Annotated in this window: 17 protein-coding genes and 1 pseudogene; 8 read left to right on the top strand and 10 right to left on the bottom strand. The window is 69.6% G+C overall.

Annotation, left to right across the window (positions count from 1 at the left end; all coding sequences use genetic code 11):
* Positions 1 to 55 precede the first annotated feature (55 nt).
* Positions 56 to 1,477, top strand: a pseudogene (locus MKK65_RS10550) (ComEC/Rec2 family competence protein); the annotation flags it as partial.
* On the opposite strand, the gene lexA reads toward MKK65_RS10550, so the two are convergent.
* Positions 1,471 to 2,190, bottom strand: coding sequence for a transcriptional repressor LexA (lexA, locus tag MKK65_RS10545; RefSeq protein ID WP_058193289.1), 720 nt, complete (start codon positions 2,188 to 2,190; stop codon positions 1,471 to 1,473). The pseudogene MKK65_RS10550 and the gene lexA overlap by 7 nt on opposite strands.
* A 396-nt stretch (positions 2,191 to 2,586) precedes the next feature.
* Between lexA and MKK65_RS10540 the strand changes: the two genes are divergently transcribed.
* On the top strand, positions 2,587 to 3,084 hold the full coding sequence (locus MKK65_RS10540; RefSeq protein WP_243957542.1) for a biliverdin-producing heme oxygenase: 498 nt from the start codon (positions 2,587 to 2,589) through the stop codon (positions 3,082 to 3,084).
* A 171-nt stretch (positions 3,085 to 3,255) separates the two neighbouring features.
* Positions 3,256 to 3,708, top strand: coding sequence for a hypothetical protein (locus MKK65_RS10535; RefSeq protein WP_243957540.1), 453 nt, complete (start codon positions 3,256 to 3,258; stop codon positions 3,706 to 3,708).
* A gap of 37 nt (positions 3,709 to 3,745) precedes the next feature.
* On the opposite strand, the gene MKK65_RS10530 is transcribed toward MKK65_RS10535, so the two are convergent.
* On the bottom strand, positions 3,746 to 3,961 hold the full coding sequence (locus tag MKK65_RS10530; protein WP_243957539.1) for a hypothetical protein: 216 nt from the start codon (positions 3,959 to 3,961) through the stop codon (positions 3,746 to 3,748).
* A gap of 82 nt (positions 3,962 to 4,043) precedes the next feature.
* On the opposite strand from MKK65_RS10530, the gene MKK65_RS10525 reads away from it, so the two are divergent.
* On the top strand, positions 4,044 to 5,288 hold the full coding sequence (locus MKK65_RS10525; protein WP_243957538.1) for an NRAMP family divalent metal transporter: 1,245 nt from the start codon (positions 4,044 to 4,046) through the stop codon (positions 5,286 to 5,288).
* A gap of 65 nt (positions 5,289 to 5,353) precedes the next feature.
* Positions 5,354 to 5,893, top strand: coding sequence for a formaldehyde-activating enzyme (gene fae / locus MKK65_RS10520; RefSeq protein ID WP_007560667.1), 540 nt, complete (start codon positions 5,354 to 5,356; stop codon positions 5,891 to 5,893).
* A gap of 200 nt (positions 5,894 to 6,093) precedes the next feature.
* On the opposite strand, the gene MKK65_RS10515 is transcribed toward fae, so the two are convergent.
* The 4 genes from MKK65_RS10515 to MKK65_RS10500 form a co-directional block, all read right to left on the bottom strand.
* A complete protein-coding gene (locus MKK65_RS10515; RefSeq protein WP_243957537.1) occupies positions 6,094 to 6,558 on the bottom strand; it encodes a hypothetical protein in 465 nt (154 codons plus the stop codon).
* 44 nt (positions 6,559 to 6,602) lie between these two features.
* Positions 6,603 to 7,052 (bottom strand): response regulator, encoded by a 450-nt coding sequence (locus tag MKK65_RS10510; RefSeq protein WP_243957536.1) that lies wholly within the window; start codon positions 7,050 to 7,052, stop codon positions 6,603 to 6,605.
* Complete coding sequence (locus MKK65_RS10505; protein ID WP_058193282.1) at positions 7,049 to 8,170, bottom strand: histidine kinase dimerization/phosphoacceptor domain -containing protein; 1,122 nt, start codon at positions 8,168 to 8,170, stop codon at positions 7,049 to 7,051. Before MKK65_RS10505 ends, MKK65_RS10510 begins: the two co-directional genes overlap by 4 nt.
* 988 nt (positions 8,171 to 9,158) lie before the next feature.
* Complete coding sequence (locus tag MKK65_RS10500) at positions 9,159 to 10,538, bottom strand: RsmB/NOP family class I SAM-dependent RNA methyltransferase (protein ID WP_313902034.1); 1,380 nt, start codon at positions 10,536 to 10,538, stop codon at positions 9,159 to 9,161.
* Between the two features lie 56 nt (positions 10,539 to 10,594).
* Here MKK65_RS10500 and MKK65_RS10495 point away from each other — a divergent pair, with 56 nt between their 5' ends.
* On the top strand, positions 10,595 to 10,816 hold the full coding sequence (locus tag MKK65_RS10495; RefSeq protein ID WP_243957535.1) for a DUF1674 domain-containing protein: 222 nt from the start codon (positions 10,595 to 10,597) through the stop codon (positions 10,814 to 10,816).
* Positions 10,817 to 10,878: 62 nt separating this feature from the next.
* Positions 10,879 to 11,187 (top strand): cupin domain-containing protein, encoded by a 309-nt coding sequence (locus MKK65_RS10490; RefSeq protein ID WP_243957533.1) that lies wholly within the window; start codon positions 10,879 to 10,881, stop codon positions 11,185 to 11,187.
* A gap of 21 nt (positions 11,188 to 11,208) precedes the next feature.
* Here MKK65_RS10490 and MKK65_RS10485 read toward each other — a convergent pair whose 3' ends face one another.
* A complete protein-coding gene (locus MKK65_RS10485; RefSeq protein WP_243957531.1) occupies positions 11,209 to 11,718 on the bottom strand; it encodes a L,D-transpeptidase in 510 nt (169 codons plus the stop codon).
* A 150-nt stretch (positions 11,719 to 11,868) separates the two neighbouring features.
* Positions 11,869 to 12,522, bottom strand: a complete 654-nt coding sequence (gene bluB, locus MKK65_RS10480) for a 5,6-dimethylbenzimidazole synthase (RefSeq protein WP_243957529.1) — start codon at positions 12,520 to 12,522, stop codon at positions 11,869 to 11,871.
* Positions 12,523 to 12,860: 338 nt separating this feature from the next.
* On the opposite strand from bluB, the gene MKK65_RS10475 reads away from it, so the two are divergent.
* Positions 12,861 to 13,235: a DUF2794 domain-containing protein gene (locus tag MKK65_RS10475; protein WP_243957527.1), complete on the top strand. Its 375-nt coding sequence runs from the start codon at positions 12,861 to 12,863 to the stop codon at positions 13,233 to 13,235.
* 5 nt (positions 13,236 to 13,240) lie between these two features.
* On the opposite strand, the gene MKK65_RS10470 is transcribed toward MKK65_RS10475, so the two are convergent.
* Both MKK65_RS10470 and MKK65_RS10465 read right to left on the bottom strand, forming a co-directional pair.
* On the bottom strand, positions 13,241 to 14,137 hold the full coding sequence (locus tag MKK65_RS10470; RefSeq protein ID WP_243957525.1) for a dihydrodipicolinate synthase family protein: 897 nt from the start codon (positions 14,135 to 14,137) through the stop codon (positions 13,241 to 13,243).
* A gap of 98 nt (positions 14,138 to 14,235) precedes the next feature.
* On the bottom strand, positions 14,236 to 15,006 hold the full coding sequence (locus tag MKK65_RS10465; RefSeq protein ID WP_058191972.1) for a Bax inhibitor-1/YccA family protein: 771 nt from the start codon (positions 15,004 to 15,006) through the stop codon (positions 14,236 to 14,238).
* Positions 15,007 to 15,066: the final 60 nt, after the last annotated feature.

Raw genomic sequence — 15,066 nt, 5'->3', positions numbered from 1 at the left:
TTCCCTGGCCTCGTACCTCTTGCCAGTGCTAGGCGGTTGCCGGTAAACACGCAAGCATGTCGTCTCCATCTCCGGGCTCCACATGGTGCTGGCCGCCGGCGTGGTGTTCTGGCTGGTGCGGGCGCTGCTCGCCCTGGTGCCGTATTGCGCGCTCGTCTGGCCGATCAAGAAGATCGCCGCCGGGTTCGCGATGCTGGGGGTGACCGCCTATTGCGCCTTCTCGGGCTGGGACATCGCCGCCGAGCGCTCGCTGATCATGACCCTGATCATGCTGGGGGCGATCCTGGTCGACCGGCCGGCCCTGTCGATGCGCAACCTTGCGCTGGCCGCCCTGATCGCCCTGGCGCGGGAGCCGGAGGGGCTGCTCGGACCGAGCTTCCAGATGTCGTTCGGGGCGGTGGCCGGGCTGATCGCCTGCGCCCGGCTGATCGACGGACGGCTGTTCCGCCGCCCCGGGGCAGGGCGGGTCGAGCGGATCGTCGGTTCGGGCCTCTCGGCCGTGGTCGGCACCCTGGCGACGACGCTGGTGGCGCAGATCGCCACCGCGCCGTTTGCCACCTATCATTTCCAGACGATCCAGCCGTTCGGGCTGATCGGCAATGCCCTGACCCTGCCGCTCGTATCGCTGGTGGTGATGCCCGCGGCGGTGATCGGGATCCTGGCCTATCCCTTCGCCCTCGACCGACCCGTCTGGTGGCTGATGGGGCAGGCGGTGGGCGGCATGCTGGCGATCTCCGAATGGATCGCCGGCTTCGATCGCGCCACGCTGGTGCTGCCGGCCTTCGGCACCGGCGCGCTGGCGCTGCTGGCGGCCGGGCTGCTCCTGGCGACCCTCCCGGTCTCACGGCTGCGCTGGCTCGCCCTTCCGCCCGCCCTGCTCGGGCTCGGCCTCGCCGCGATGCCGGAGCGCTTCGACCTCTACATCGACCGGCAGGGTGGCGGCGCAGCCATCCGCGGACCGAACGGTTCTCTGTCGGTGCTGGGCAGCCCCTCTGCCTTCGTGCTGGAACAATGGCTGAAGGCGGATGGCGACGGCCGGCCGGCCAAAGCGGTGATTGGCGGTGCCGCGAAGGGCGGCCAATGCGACAGGCTCGGATGCACCACGCGCCTGCCGGATGGGCGCGCCGTCGCCCTGGTCCGCGATCGGCGCGCTTTCGCGGAGGATTGCGCCCGGGCAGCCGTGCTGATCACACGGCTTACCGCCCCACCGACCTGCACGGGGCCGCTGGTGATCGACCGGCGTGTTCTCGCCGTCCATGGCGCTGTCGCCCTTCGGGCCGAACACGCGGGGTTCACGGCACGCTATGCAAGTGGCCAAGGACGCGCGATGCCGTGGCGGCCTTCATCCACGGCCGGGGCATCGCCGCCGCCGCGCCCGGAGCCGCCTGCGGGCCCCGGCGACCCCATCCCAGCGACGGCGGACGCAGCCAGCGGCGATGCCACCCCCGGCGACGTCCCGGCCGAGCCCCTTCAGTAGCGGCGGACGAGGCTGACGAGCCGGCCCTGGATCTGGACGCGGTCGGGACCCAGAACGCGGGTCTCGTAAGCCGGGTTGGCGGCCTCCAGGGCGATCGAGGAGCCGCGACGGCGCAGGCGCTTCAGCGTGGCCTCCTCGTCGTCGATCAAGGCCACGATGATGTCGCCGGTGTTGGCCGTGTCCTGCTTGCGGATCACCACGAGGTCGCCGTCGAGGATGCCGGCATCGACCATCGAGTCGCCACGCACTTCGAGGGCGTAATGCTCGCCACCGGCCAGGAAGTCCGGCGACATGGTGATGGCGTGGCTCTGGTTCTGGATCGCCGAGACCGGCGTACCGGCCGCGATCCGGCCCATCACGGGAATCGAGATGGCGCGTCCGCCGTCGTCGATCATCCGGGTTGTCGGGGGCTGGGCCGGCAGCTTGGACTTGCCGCCTTCGACCACGCTGGGGGTGAAGCGGCGGGGCTCTGCGGGCGGCGCGGCAGGCTGGGACAGGCTCTCTGGGATGCGGATCACCTCGATGGCCCGAGCCCGGTTCGGCAGGCGCCGCAGGAAGCCGCGCTCCTCCAGGGCCGTGATCAGCCGGTGGATGCCCGACTTGGACTTCAGATCGAGGGCATCCTTCATCTCGTCGAACGAGGGAGGGACGCCGCATTCCTGCATGCGGCTCTGAATGAAACGCAGGAGGTCCAATTGCTTGCGCGTGAGCATCGACGGGGGACTCGCGGCTTGGCGGACCGCATCGACGCGGCCTCAGAAACAAATCACGAACACGTTAAACGTTCCGCAAGTGTTCTGCAAGCCTCATCCGGCCAAGCTTGATGGGCCGGGGCGCTCCGACGCGCGAGCCTGCGCAGTCTGCCACTCGGCCTCACGGTGACCTGAATCGCATCGGATAGTCGGAACGCTATGAAGGTTCGCGCCGGACGGCAAGGGCCCCCTCAACCTGGGCAGAATGCGCCTCGACCACGGTGGATGACCGGGTGCCGAATGCAAGACATGGGTCGCATGGACGTTTCAACATCCGATACGGTCGAAGCAGGTAGCCGCGTAAAGCGCCTGCGGTCTGCGACCGCGGCGGCCCATGATCAGCTCGACCGGCGCGTCATGGCGGGCCAGCCTTTCGCGAGTCTCGAGCGGTACGCGCTGTTCCTCCAGGTCCAATACCGCTTTCACGCACGGGTCGATCCGCTCTATCACGACGGCGCGCTCGGGCCCGTCCTGCCCGACCTCGACGGAAGGCGCCGTCTTGCGCTGATCACGCAGGACCTGTGCGACGTAACCGGCCGGGTCCTCGACGAGCCCGGGCCGCGCGGGGACGCGATCGATCCCGCGGCCGGCCTCGGTTGGCTCTATGTCGCCGAAGGCTCGAATCTCGGCGCGGCCATCCTGCTCAAGGAAGCCCGGAAGCTCGGCCTTTCAGAGACCCACGGCGCCCGCCACCTCGCCGGGCATCCGGATGGCCGGGGGCTGCACTGGCGGCAATTCACGACGGCCCTCGACCGGATCGCGCTCGCGGCCGACGGCGAGGCACGCGCCGCAGCCGGGGCGACGGAGGCGTTCCGTTACGTGCATCGTCTGGTTGGCGATGCGTTCGGCGACTGAGGCTGCGCCATCCAATGGCCCGTCGCAACAACGCGGACCGCTTGCGTGCGCCAAGCCGTTCGGGGCGACAAACGCATTGACTGGTCAAGCGGGGCCGTTTCAATGCACCACGGTGCTTCCGCCGGGCGTCGGCTTCGCGACGGGGCTGGAATTGGGCTTGGGATGACGAGGATGCGACGGCGCGCGGCTCTGCTGCCCATCGGCTTGGTGACCGTCGGCCTGGGGCTGGCCGGCTGCACCACCGGGTTCTCGTATATCTCGCGGAACTACGTCGCACTCACGCCGCAGGTCGTGACCATCGGCTGCAAGGAACCCTACGAAGTCTACGACAATCGGCAGATCCGCCGGATGCTGATCGTCTCCAACGCCCTGCGGGAATATGCCGGCTGCAACCTGAGCGACGTGCGGATCGATCCCGATCCGGCGGCAAGCCGGGTGACGCGGTTTCGCACCGCTGCCCGTGCCTATCTCGACGAGACCGTGCGCGAGGATTGCCGGATCACCGGCGAGACCGTGTTCGATCCGCAGAAGAGCGAATTCGCCTATGCCTGCGACGGGCCGATCGAGAAGCGGGGCACGGTGGTGCCGCGATTGCCCGGCCGCAATCCGGGCTTCGTCCAATAGGGATCCGAGCCAGCGGCGCCCGGCCTGAGATCGATCGTCAAGAGCCGGGCTTGGGAAAGGTGCGCTCGGCCGCGTCGCCGGCGGCAGCCAGCAGGGCTCGGGCGAAGGCGCGGGCCTCCGACCGATCCAGCACGATCGCTGCCGTAACCGGGCCGCCGCCGAGATCGGCCAAGGCCAGTTCGAGCCGCACCCCGTCCGGCACGGCGCTCGCCTGAAGGCTCCAGCCGCCTCCTCGATCCGTGCTCTCCGCCATCACTTCTCTCCCGCCCGCCGGACCTGAAAAAACGCCGCAGGCTCCCGCCGGAACGGCCCTCGCTCGGGACTGTTCCTGAGCCGTGCCGAACGCCGCTTCCCTGCCTCGCCTGTCCACCTTCCTCAAGACCGCCGGCCCCGGTCTCGTCGTGATGCTCGCCGATACGGATGTCGGCAGCCTCATAACGGCGGCACAGAGTGGTGCCCGGTGGGGTTACTCCCTGCTGCTGCTGCAGATCCTGCTCGTACCAATCCTGTACATCGTTCAGGAGCTGACGGTCCGCCTGGGGACCGCGACCGGTCGTGGCCACGGAGAGCTGATCCGCGCGCATTACGGGCCGGTCTGGGCCTGGGTCTCGTATACCGGCCTCGTGATCGCCGGGGTCGGAGCGATCGTCACCGAGTTCTCCGGCATTGCCGGGATCGGCGACCTGTTCGGGGTGCCGCGAATCGCAAGCCTCGGACTGCCCGTTGCCCTGCTTCTCGGGCTGGTGTTCACCGGGGGCTACCGGCGCGTCGAGGTCGTGGCGATCGCAGTCGGGCTGTTCGAACTCGTCTTTATCGGGCTCGCCGTCGTGGCCCGGCCGAACCCGGGCGACATCGTCGCCTCCTTTGCCCACATCCCCCTCGGGAACAGCTCCTACCGGGTGCTGATCGCCGCCAATATCGGCGCGGTCATCATGCCGTGGATGATCTTCTACCAGCAATCGGCGATCGTCGACAAAGGCCTCGGCTGGGACCATGCCCGGAACGCGCGGCTCGACACCTTCGTGGGGGCCGTGGTCTCCCAATGCGTGATGGGCGCGATCCTGATCGCGGCCGCCGCAACGATCGGTCAGGCCGGGCAGGGGACCAAGAACGGCCTGGAGACCGTGGGTGACCTGGCCGGCGCCTTCACGCCCGCGCTCGGCCCCTGGCTCGGGCAGGTGGTGTTCGGGGTGGGCATCGTCGCGGCCGCGTTCGTGGCCCTCAACGTCGTCGCGCTGGCGCTTGCCTGGGGCTTCGGCGACGTGACCGGCCGGCCGCATTCCCTCGAACAGTCGCCCCGCGAGGCGCCGGTCTTCTACGGTGCCTTCGCGCTGGTGGTCGTGGCGGGGGCGGTCGCCGTCGAGCTGGTGACGAATCTCGTGGCGCTCAACATCGCCGTGGAGGTGATGAACGCGCTGCTGCTGCCGCTGGCGCTAGGCCTTCTGATCCTGCTGGCCACCCGGGCCCTTCCGGAGGATCGGCGGGTGCGGGGCGCCTACAAATGGGTGGTCTACAGCGTGTCCGGCCTGACCGTGGCGTTCGCGATGGTCGGCGTCCTCGACGGGGTCGGCCTGCTCTGAACCGATTGACGCCGCCGCCCCGATGATGTCTCCCCCGGGCGACCTGACACGGGGAGTCGCGACACATGCAAGAGATCTGGTTCCGCACGGGCGAGGCCACGGTGCTGGCGGCCGAAGGGCAGTACACCGATGCGATGCCCGAGGTGCTGATCGGCTCGGTGCGCGGGCCGGTGGGTCAGGCCTTCGCCTCGATGATGGGGCAGGTCCAGGGCCATACCCGGATGTTCGTGGTGCGCGATCTCAACCAGCTGGTGCGCCCGGCCACGATGATGACCACCAAGGCGACGATCCACACCGCCGAGTATGTCGAGCTGCTCGGTGGCGTCGTCCAGGCCGCCACCGGCGACGCGATCGTGGATTGCATCATCGAGGGCGTTCTGCCGAAAGACGGGCTCGACGAGCTGTGCATGATCATCATGATCTGGCTCGACCCCCGCTGCGCCGAGGACGACAATCTCGACCGCAAGGACCTGTACCGGACGAACTATGAGGCGACGAAACTCGCCATCGCCCGCGCCCTGAAGGGCGAGCCGACCGTCGACGAACTGATCGCCAACCGGAAGACCGTGAAGCACTACGCGCTCGAGGACGTGATCGAGTATTGATCAGCCCTGCGCCCGCGCCAGCGTGGTGCGGGCGCAGACTTTGCCCGGCCGATCTTTGGAGCCCGGCCGAGAGACGACGAACGCCCGGAGGCTTTGGTGACGATCGAGCGGCGCGCGCCGCGGGTCACTCCGTCAGGGTCGACTCCGTCCGGCTCTTTGACGCCGGGATCGAACCGGCCAGAGCGTCGGTCAAGCCGGCCTCAGCGGGGCGGAATGCGCCCGACCGAGCAGAGGGTGCGCATCGTGCTGCTGCCGGGGTCCGTATAGCAGGAGGCCGACCAGCCGCTCTGCTGGATGAAGGACTTGCGGCGCTCCGCCAGGGCGGTCCGGTAGGCGTCGGCGATGATCGACTCGACCCGGGCGGCCGGCTCGCCGATCAGGATCTCGGAGGCTGTCGCAAGGTCGCGGAAGAAGGCCGCCGAGGGGGCGGGCTCTGCGGAGGTGGCCTGCACGATCGGCTCGGCCCGGCAGGTCACGTCGAACCGGATCGGTCCGGCCAGGCGGATGTCGATGCTCGGCCCGGAGCGCTTCCCGACCTTGCCGCCGATCGCCCCGGCGATCTGGCGGGCGAGGTCGTCGCACGGTTCCGCCCGTGCGGCACCGGGCAGGAGCAGCAGACCCGCGAGGGCGGCAAGAAACGGGCGTGGAACGGCGAAGCGTGGCATGGCCGGCACTCTAGCCAGGGCGGTCGGTCTGTCGAGAGCAGGCTTCAGGCCCGCATCTGGGCGAAGGTCTTGAGCAGGGCCGGGGCCAAACGCATCCCCGTCGGCACCAGCTCGGCCGGGGGCGGCCGGCGGACGCAATCCTCGAGATAGGCCAGGGATTCCTCCAGCACTGTGCCGGTGAACGGCTTGGCGATCACCGCCGTGGCGCCCTCCAGGTCGTCCGAGAGGGCCCGGGCGTTGGCGGTCATGAACGCGGCCGTGATGCCGCCGATGGCGCGTACCGCATGCGCCACGTCCACCCCCGAGGAATCGTCGCCGAGGCGCAGATCGATCAGGACCAGTTCGGGCCGGGTCTCGTGGACCAGGGCGATGGCCTCGGTCGCCGTCATGGCGGTGCCCACGACACGATAGCCGGCCTCTTCCAGCATCATCTCGATCTGCATCAGGATCAGGGCTTCGTCCTCGACGACGAGGATGCGCATCGGCTCGCTCATGAGGCCTCCAGACCGGTCGCCATCTCGCGGGGCAAGCGGACGTTGACGATCGTGCCCGGGTCGTTCGCCTGCCAGGCGATGCTGGCATTGAGCTGACGGCACAGGGTGCCGATCAGCCGCTTGCCGAACGAGCGCTGCTCCATGACCTGCACCGGCATGCCGACCCCGTCGTCGACGATCTTGATGGTGAAGTAACGCTCGTCCGGCGCCACCGTCACGGACAGCCGGCCGGCCCGGTTGTCCGGGAAGGCGTGCTTGAGCGCATTGGTGATCAGCTCGTTCATCATCAGCGCCACCGGCGGGGCCTTGGCGACCGGGATCTCCACCGTCTCAAGGTCCAGGTGCAGGCGGATGCGGTCGAGGCCCGAGCCGCGGACCAAGTCGGTGGCGAGGTCGCGGGCGAATTCGGCGACGTCGAAGCGCTCGACATTGTTGGATTGGTAGAGCCGGCGGTGGACCGTGCCGAGGGCCTCCACGCGGGTCAGCATCGCCTCCATGGCGGTGCGCGCCGCGGGGTCGGTGATCGCCTTGGTCTGCATGGCGAGCAGGGCCGCGATCATCTGGAGGTTGTTCTTGACCCGGTGATCGACCTCGTGAACCAGCATGGTCTGCGTCGCCAGAGCCTCGGTCAGGTCCCGGGTCCGGCGGGCGACCTCGGCCTCGAAATGGTCCTTCTCCTGCTGGACCCGCAGATGCGCATCCACCCGGTCGGTGACGTCGAGCTGCGAGGCGAAGAAGAACAGCACCTCGCCGGCCTCGTTGGCGACCGGGCTGAGATACAGGGCATTCCAGAACGGCGCCCCGTCCTTGCGGTAGTTCAGCACGTCGATGGCGATGTCGCGCTGCGCCAGCACGGCTTCGCGGATCAGCGCCACGGCGCCGCGATCGGTCTGCTCGCCCTGGAGGAAGCGGCAATTGCGGCCGAGCACGTCCGCGCGCTCGTAGCCGCTCATCCGCAGGAACGCGTCGTTGGCGAAGACGATCGGGTTGTCGGGCAGGCGCGGGTTGGTGATGATCATGGCCATCCGCGTGGCGCGGACTGCGGCGGCGAACGGATCGCCCTTGCCGTGTTCGGTATCGAGCCGGTCGGTCTGGTGCCAGGCGTCGGGCTGTTCCATCGAACCTGCTCTTCCATGCCCGGCGTTCGTCACCTCCGGCAATCGGCTCAAGCCTGCGGGCGCGCAGACCGGGACCTAAACGGCCGATTCCCGCGAAGGGTTCAGGGGCCGTGCATTTTGCAGCGCGATTCCGCCAGACAGGATGCCGCACCCGCACACGCGTCATCGTCCCCACCCGCCTCGCGGCGCCGGGGGCATGGCCCAAGAAACCAACCACGAGGGACGCGGGACGCCGCGGGGACCCAGGTGTCGGCCAGATACGCGCGGGATCCGATCCCCGCGGCGACCCGCGGCACCGGCCGGGCATCACCCCCGGCCGCTGCCGTCTTTCTCGTCGCGATGTCTTGTCAGCGCCCCGATCCTGCGACTCCAATGCCAGCGGTCACTGCCCATGGCGCCCAAGCTGCACGGCCAAGCCTTCGGCCAAACCATCGGCCAAGCCGCTTCGCAGCCGAGACGCCCCCGGAACCCGTATTCACCGCCGTGGTCTCTCACCCGACCTCCGCCTCGTAGTGGGCGGGTCCGCAAGTTGCTCAGGGTCAGCCCAGACCCGGGTCGCCGCGGGAGCATTTTTCCGCCCCCGCCGGGCAAACTGCCGCCCGACCTCACGCCCGCATCCGAGACACGCCCCGCATCGGTTCGCCGCCCGGGGCGATGGCGGCTGAGAGCCACCGACGCGGGCACCGCCCCATCCCCCGAGCCCGCCGGTCAGCCCCCGGACGGACCCCGAAGCGTGCCGCGGGATCGCGCCCGAAGCACCGAGGGACAGGTGACGGCTAATGAGCACAAAATAGGAACATTGTCAAGGGTAATGTCGTGTGCTCGGATGGCCTCGTCATTGCGCGCGCAGCGAAGCGACCCAGGGATCCGCTACATTCTGGGAGCGCACGGAGCCCTAGGTTGCTTCGCTTCGCCCGCAAGGACGGTCGAGACCCCGGGGGAGCCCTCCATCCAGTCCTTTGCGCACGCCGCGATCGGCAACCCCTCCTCATCCCACCCGTTCGAGCCGGCTCGCGAAGAAGCCGTCGAGGCCGCCGCGGGCGCCCGGGATCTCGGGGAGGTGGCACGGCAGGGTGCGCAGATCGCCGTTGCCGTCGATAATCTCGGCGGCGCCGCCGACCTCGTCCGGCCGGATCGGCACGCGCTGGTAGCGGTTGTCGCGGGCGAGGAAGGCCGCGATCTGCGCTTCGCCCTCCTCCGGCTCCAGCGAGCAGGTACAGTAGACCAACCGGCCGCCCGGACGGACCAGCCCGGCCGCGTGGTCGAGGAGCTTGGTCTGAAGGATGGCCAGCCGGGCGATGTCGGCCTCCGATTTGGTCCAGGCCACGTCCGGGTGGCGCCGGATCGTGCCGGTGGCCGAGCACGGGGCATCGAGCAGCACGGCATCGTGGTCCTGCGCCTCCAGCGCCAGGGCGTCGGCCACCGCGATGGTGACGTCGAGGCCGAGCCGGGCGACGTTCTCGCGCAGGCGCTCCAGTCGCGGCGCCGAGCGGTCGACGGCGGTGACGTGAGCGCCCGTGGTGGCGAGCTGCATGGTCTTCCCACCGGGGGCGGCGCAGAGGTCGAGGACGCGGGTGCCGGGCTCGGGCGCCAGCAGCCGGGCCGGGATCGCCGCGGCGGCGTCCTGCACCCACCAGGCGCCCTCCTGGAAGCCCGGCAGGTCGGGGATCGCCGGGCCGTTCTCCGGCAAGCGCAGGGAACCGGTCGGCAATCGCACCGCGCCGAGCGGCTCGACCCAGGCGGCCGCATCCCCGCGCGGGGTCAGGTCGATCGCCGCCCCCGCAAGATGCGCTTGGGCGATGGCGGCCGCCCGCTCCGGCCCGTAGGCGGCGGCCCAGCGGCTTGCCAGCCAAGCCGGCGTGTTGATGCGGAGGGCGTCGGCGGATTCGGCCAGGATCGCGTCGCGCTCCCGGGCGACCCGGCGCAGCACCGCATTGACGAGGCCGGCGAGATGGGTTGTCCGGCTGTCACCCTTGGCGAGCCGGACGGCGCAATCGACGGCGGCGTGGTCCGGGACCGCGAGGTCGAGGATCTGGGCGGTGGCGGTGGCGAGCAGCGCCGTGAGCCGCGGCTTCTCGACCGGCAGGCCGCGCTCCAGCCGGGCGGCCAGGGCGGCCCGGATCAGGCCGTAGCGGCGGAAGGTCGCCACCGCGATGGCCCGGGCCAGGGCGGCGTCGCCCGGGTTCAGCGCTTCGGCCCGGATCGCCAGCGCGAGGGACTCATCGAGGGCCGGGGGCCGCTGCTGGCCGATCATCTCGGCCACCACCTGCATGGCAGCCCGGCGGGCGCCGAGGCCCGCGCTGTCGGGCGTAGTCGCACCCGTCGCCGTCTCGACCCGCGTGTTGCGGCCTGTGTCCCGCGATGCCACTTTAACTCCTGAACCCGTTGCCCTCAGGCCAACGCCCTCACACCCGAGCGATCGCGATGCAAGACCCGAACGGACATGATGTGCCCGATGGCGCGGCGACCGCGCGCAAGCTCAGCCCCGCGGCGGAGCGGGCTTTGGCCGAGGCGGCCGAACGCCGTGCCGCCATCGACGCCCGCGCCGCCGCGATCCGTGCTGCGCCCGAGCGGATGGGCCGGGGCGGCCTGGAGCCTGTGCGCTACCACGACTGGGAGGTGAAGGGACTCGCGGTCGACTTCTGATCGATCCGGAACGCGGCGGTCCACGCGTCGTTGCCCTGCCTCACGGACAGGGAGACACGACGATGACCACGAAGGTATCGGCCCACAGCGCGGCCGCGGGGCCGCACGGCGAGATCGCCCTGGCGCGGGGCGAGCGGCTCGGAATGCGGATGTGGCGCGCCGAGGAGCCGAACGCCGACAAGCCGATGACGTCCTCGCCGCACGAGACCGTCGGCTACGTGATCAGCGGCCGGGCCGAACTGGTGGTCGGCGGCGAGACCGTTGCGCTCGCGGCGGGCGATTCCTACTGCGTCCCGGCCGGCGCCGAGCACACCTACCGGATCCTCGAGACCTTCACCGCCGTGGAGGCGACCGCGCCGCCGGCCCAGTAAGGACGGCTCCGATCGGCAGGTCTACCGCGTCATGTAGACCTGCGTACCGACATCGACCCGGGCGTAGAGATCCACCACGTCCTGGTTGAACATCCGGATGCAGCCATAGGACGCGTAGGTGCCGACCGAGCTCGGGCGGTTGGTGCCGTGGATCGCGTATTCGCCGCCGGCTAAGGTCATGGCGGCGGCCCCCATCGGGTTGCTCGGCGAGCCGCCGGCGATGAGGTTCGGCAGCCGCGGGTTGTCGCGCTTCACCTCGGCCGGCGGCGACCAGGCCGGGGCGACGTACTTGCCGTCGATGGACGCCGTGCCGAACCATTGCTTGCCGGGCCGGCCGACCGCCACGGGGTAGCGGATCGCGGTGCCGTCGCCGTTCACCAGGTAGAGCTTGCGCTGGGACACGCTGATCACCACCGAGCCCGGGGCGACGCCGTTCTCGAACGGCACGACCTCCCGCGCCTGGGCCGCCCCCGAGCAACCCGCCAGCATCGCGCCGGCCACCCCGAATAAAGCCGCCACCCGACCCGACATCTCTATGGTCCTCGACAAGCGTGAGCGTATGCGAGCCAGTAATCCACGGCCGCGCTTGCCGTTCCAGGAAAAGCTATGGTTGACGAACCACCCATCCCGGGAAGTCTTGGGGAGGGTAAAGGAGTAGCGTAAATCCGCCGCTTCGACTGCTCAGCGCTCGAACAACTCTGTCCCGCGCGGGTCTTCCGGCTGCCAGCCGTGGCGCTCCAGTTCCGGGTCGCGATGCTCCTCCACCGGATGGCCGACGCAGAGATAGGCCACGAGTCGCCAGGTCTCCGGCACGGCCAGGATCCCGGTGACCCTGGCCGGTTCCAGGATCGAGACCCAACCGACGCCAAGCCCGCGCGCGCGGGCTGCGAGCCAGAAGCACTGCACCGCCCCGACGACCGAGTAGGCCAGGGTCTCCGGCATGCTGGCCCGGCCAAGGCCGAGGCCGGTCTCGGTGGCGTCGTCGCAGAACACCGCGAGATGCTCCGGTGCCTCGGTCAGGCCGGCGAGCTTGAGGGCCCTGTAGCGCGCGGCCCGCGCCGCGTCGAAGCCTTCTGCGGCGGCTTCGTTGCAGCGGGCGAAGTCGTGCGCGATGGCGGAGCGGCGGGTGGAATCGGACACGCGGACGAAGCGCCAGGGCCTGCTGTTGCCAACGGACGGCGCCCTGTGGGCCGCGGCCAGGCAGGCGCTTAAGCTGTCCGGATCGACCGCGTCCGGCCGGAAGCGGCGCACGTCGCGGCGCCACGCGAACAGCGTGTCGAGGGTCTGGATGAAGGCGTGGTCGAAGGTGGGCGGACCCATGATGTGGCTGGCCATACCCGGATCCTGCGGTCAACGGGAGACAAAAAAGGCCGCCCGGAGGGGCGGCCTGAAGTCATTGGGTCTCGAAACCTCGGAGTGCCGAATTCTGGACTCCCGACCGGTGACCGAAGGCTGGGGAGCTGGGTTACGGTCGCCGGCCGGGCAGGACCCGGCGAGGTTCAGCGTCTGTTGTGCCGGCGCAACGCGGCTCGCAAAAGGCGGCATTTGGGCGGAACCATGTTTTTTGTCGCTTGGATGTGTCGTGAGCGACACGGAGCCCCAGCGCGGTCGCCCTTGCGGGGCGCGGCCGCGGAGGCCATCATCCGGCAAAGCAAGAGTGCCACGGAGCGACGATGACGGAGCGGACGAGCGCGGGGTCGAGACCCGACGAGGCGGTGGGCCATGTCATTCCCTTCCCCGCCCGTGCGGAACCCCCGCAGATCGCCTTCAACCGGGACGAGCTGCGCACGATCTTCAACCTGTACGGCCGGCAGGTCGCCGCGGGCGAGTGGCGCGACTACGCCATGGATTTTCGCCGGGACAAAGCAGTGTTCTCGATTTACCGCCGCGCGTCCGAAATGCCGCTCTACCGGATCGAGAAGGATCCGAAGCTCGCCCGCCGCCAGGGCGCCTATGCGGTCATCGCTGCCAGCGGCTTGGTGATGAAGCGCGGGACCGAGCTGGCTCGGGTGCTCGCCGTGCTGGAGCCGCCGCCCCGGGCGATCTGAGGTTCTCACGTCAGGTTCAAGCGCTGGACGGTTGCGACGACCTCGGCACGGATCTCCGGCGCCAGCGGCAGGATCGGCCGCGGCGGCTCGGCCCGGCAGAGGCCGAGATGGTCAGCCAGCGCGTAGACCACGCGCAGGCTCGAATGCGCCTTGAACAGATCCCACAGCGGCGCAAGCTCGGCGTTCAGCGCCCGCGCCCTTGCGGCGTCGCCGACCTCGACGGCACGCACGATCGCCAGGCAGGTCTTGGGGAATAGACCGCCGGCCACGCTGAACCAGGCCGTACCGCCCGCGATCAGCGCTTCGGTTGCGTTCCAGTCGCCACTGAACCCGACGGCGACAGTCGGCGGGACGGCCGCTCGCAGGGCCGCATATCCGGCCTCGACCGCGGACGGCTCCGGCGCCGGACACTTGGCCGCCACAACCCCAGGCAGGCATGCGATGCGGCCGAGCAGAGCCGGTGACAACCGGACATGCGTGGTTGCGGGGTTGTCGTAGATCACGAGCGGCAGACCGCCCTCCCCGGCCACGGCCTCGAAGTGCCGGAACACCTCCTCCTCCGTAGGCGGAGTATACGAGACCGGCGCGAGCAGCCCCGCGTCGGCGCCCGCGGCTCGGGCGTCCCGGGCGAGCTTGATCGCCTCATCCGTGCGGAGCGCCCCGATCCCGACGAGGATCGGCACCCGGCCAGCCACCGTTCCGGCGGCGATCTCCACGGTGCGACGTCGCTCGTCCCGGGACAGGTAGGCGTAGGTTCCGGTGCTGCCGAGCAAGCCAATGGAATCGACTCGGGCATCGATCAGGCGTTGCAGCAGCCGATTCAGGCCCGCCGCATCGACGTGGCCGTCGGCGTCGCTCGGGGTGATCGGAAAGGCGGAAAGACCGGAGATCGCGTCGGGCATGGCGGCATGATAGCCGCCCTCCTCCAATACGCGCAGTCCAAAAAAGAAGCCCCGGCGGTTGCCCGCCGGGGCCTGCTCGTTCCCAATCCGTGAGGGGCTTAGCGGCGGTCGCCGACCAAGCTCAGCAGGAACTGGAACATGTTGATGAAGTCCAGATAGAGGGTCAGGGCGCCGTTGACCGACATCTTGGCCGCCATCTCACCGTCGAAGCTGCTGGAGAGATACATCTCCTTCAGCTTCTGGGTGTCGTAGGCGGTCAGACCCGCGAAGATCAGCACGCCGAGCACCGAGATGGCGAACTGCAGGGCCGACGATGCGAAGAAGATGTTCACCAGCGACGCGAGGATGATGCCGATCAGGCCCATCATCAGGAACGAGCCCATGCCCGACAGGCTACGCTTGGTCGTGTAGCCGTAGAGGCTGAGCGAACCGAACGCCGCTGCCGTGATGAAGAACACCCGCACCACGCTCGCCCCGGTGAAGACCAGGAGGAGCGAGGACATCGAGGCGCCCATCACCGCCGCGAAGGCCCAGAACATCGTCCGGGCCGAGGAGGCCGACATCCGGTCCATCCGCATCGAGAAGACGAAGATGAACGCCAGCGGGGCCAGCATCAGAACCCACTTGAGCGGGCTCGTGTAGAGGGTCTGACCAAAGGGGGTCAGGATCGGGCGCGTGCCCTGATAGGCCGCGACAGATGCCATGTTCAGGCCGAGGGCGACGAGGCCGGAAATGCCCAGTCCGACGACCATGTTGTTGTAGACGCCGAGCATGAAGGTCCGCAGGCCCTGGTCGACATCGACCTGTGTGCCGGCGTACCCGGACGGCTGCTGGGCGCCGTACCGGAAGGGAGAGTTCTCGAATGCCATGGGAGTTTCCTTGCGGAGGCTCTCTCAGCGTGGTGTTCGGGCGAGGCCCACGCAGGACCT

The organism is Methylobacterium sp. J-001, assembly GCF_022829565.1.
Classification (GTDB): domain Bacteria; phylum Pseudomonadota; class Alphaproteobacteria; order Rhizobiales; family Beijerinckiaceae; genus Methylobacterium.
This window is presented reverse-complemented; position numbering and strand designations above follow the sequence as displayed.

What these genes read in the sequence shown, in the direction of transcription:
- MKK65_RS10510 (WP_243957536.1), bottom strand. Translation starts at nt 7,052, where the DNA reads ATGAGCGAGCCGATGCGCATCCTCGTCGTCGAGGACGAAGCCCTGATC.
- MKK65_RS10495 (WP_243957535.1), top strand. Translation starts at nt 10,595, where the DNA reads ATGCAAGACCCGAACGGACATGATGTGCCCGATGGCGCGGCGACCGCG.
- MKK65_RS10515 (WP_243957537.1), bottom strand. Translation starts at nt 6,558, where the DNA reads ATGCCACGCTTCGCCGTTCCACGCCCGTTTCTTGCCGCCCTCGCGGGT.
- MKK65_RS10535 (WP_243957540.1), top strand. Translation starts at nt 3,256, where the DNA reads ATGCGACGGCGCGCGGCTCTGCTGCCCATCGGCTTGGTGACCGTCGGC.
- fae (WP_007560667.1), top strand. Translation starts at nt 5,354, where the DNA reads ATGCAAGAGATCTGGTTCCGCACGGGCGAGGCCACGGTGCTGGCGGCC.
- MKK65_RS10485 (WP_243957531.1), bottom strand. Translation starts at nt 11,718, where the DNA reads ATGTCGGGTCGGGTGGCGGCTTTATTCGGGGTGGCCGGCGCGATGCTG.
- MKK65_RS10505 (WP_058193282.1), bottom strand. Translation starts at nt 8,170, where the DNA reads ATGGAACAGCCCGACGCCTGGCACCAGACCGACCGGCTCGATACCGAA.
- lexA (WP_058193289.1), bottom strand. Translation starts at nt 2,190, where the DNA reads ATGCTCACGCGCAAGCAATTGGACCTCCTGCGTTTCATTCAGAGCCGC.
- MKK65_RS10475 (WP_243957527.1), top strand. Translation starts at nt 12,861, where the DNA reads ATGACGGAGCGGACGAGCGCGGGGTCGAGACCCGACGAGGCGGTGGGC.
- MKK65_RS10540 (WP_243957542.1), top strand. Translation starts at nt 2,587, where the DNA reads ATGGCGGGCCAGCCTTTCGCGAGTCTCGAGCGGTACGCGCTGTTCCTC.
- MKK65_RS10530 (WP_243957539.1), bottom strand. Translation starts at nt 3,961, where the DNA reads ATGGCGGAGAGCACGGATCGAGGAGGCGGCTGGAGCCTTCAGGCGAGC.
- MKK65_RS10470 (WP_243957525.1), bottom strand. Translation starts at nt 14,137, where the DNA reads ATGCCCGACGCGATCTCCGGTCTTTCCGCCTTTCCGATCACCCCGAGC.
- MKK65_RS10490 (WP_243957533.1), top strand. Translation starts at nt 10,879, where the DNA reads ATGACCACGAAGGTATCGGCCCACAGCGCGGCCGCGGGGCCGCACGGC.
- bluB (WP_243957529.1), bottom strand. Translation starts at nt 12,522, where the DNA reads ATGGCCAGCCACATCATGGGTCCGCCCACCTTCGACCACGCCTTCATC.
- MKK65_RS10465 (WP_058191972.1), bottom strand. Translation starts at nt 15,006, where the DNA reads ATGGCATTCGAGAACTCTCCCTTCCGGTACGGCGCCCAGCAGCCGTCC.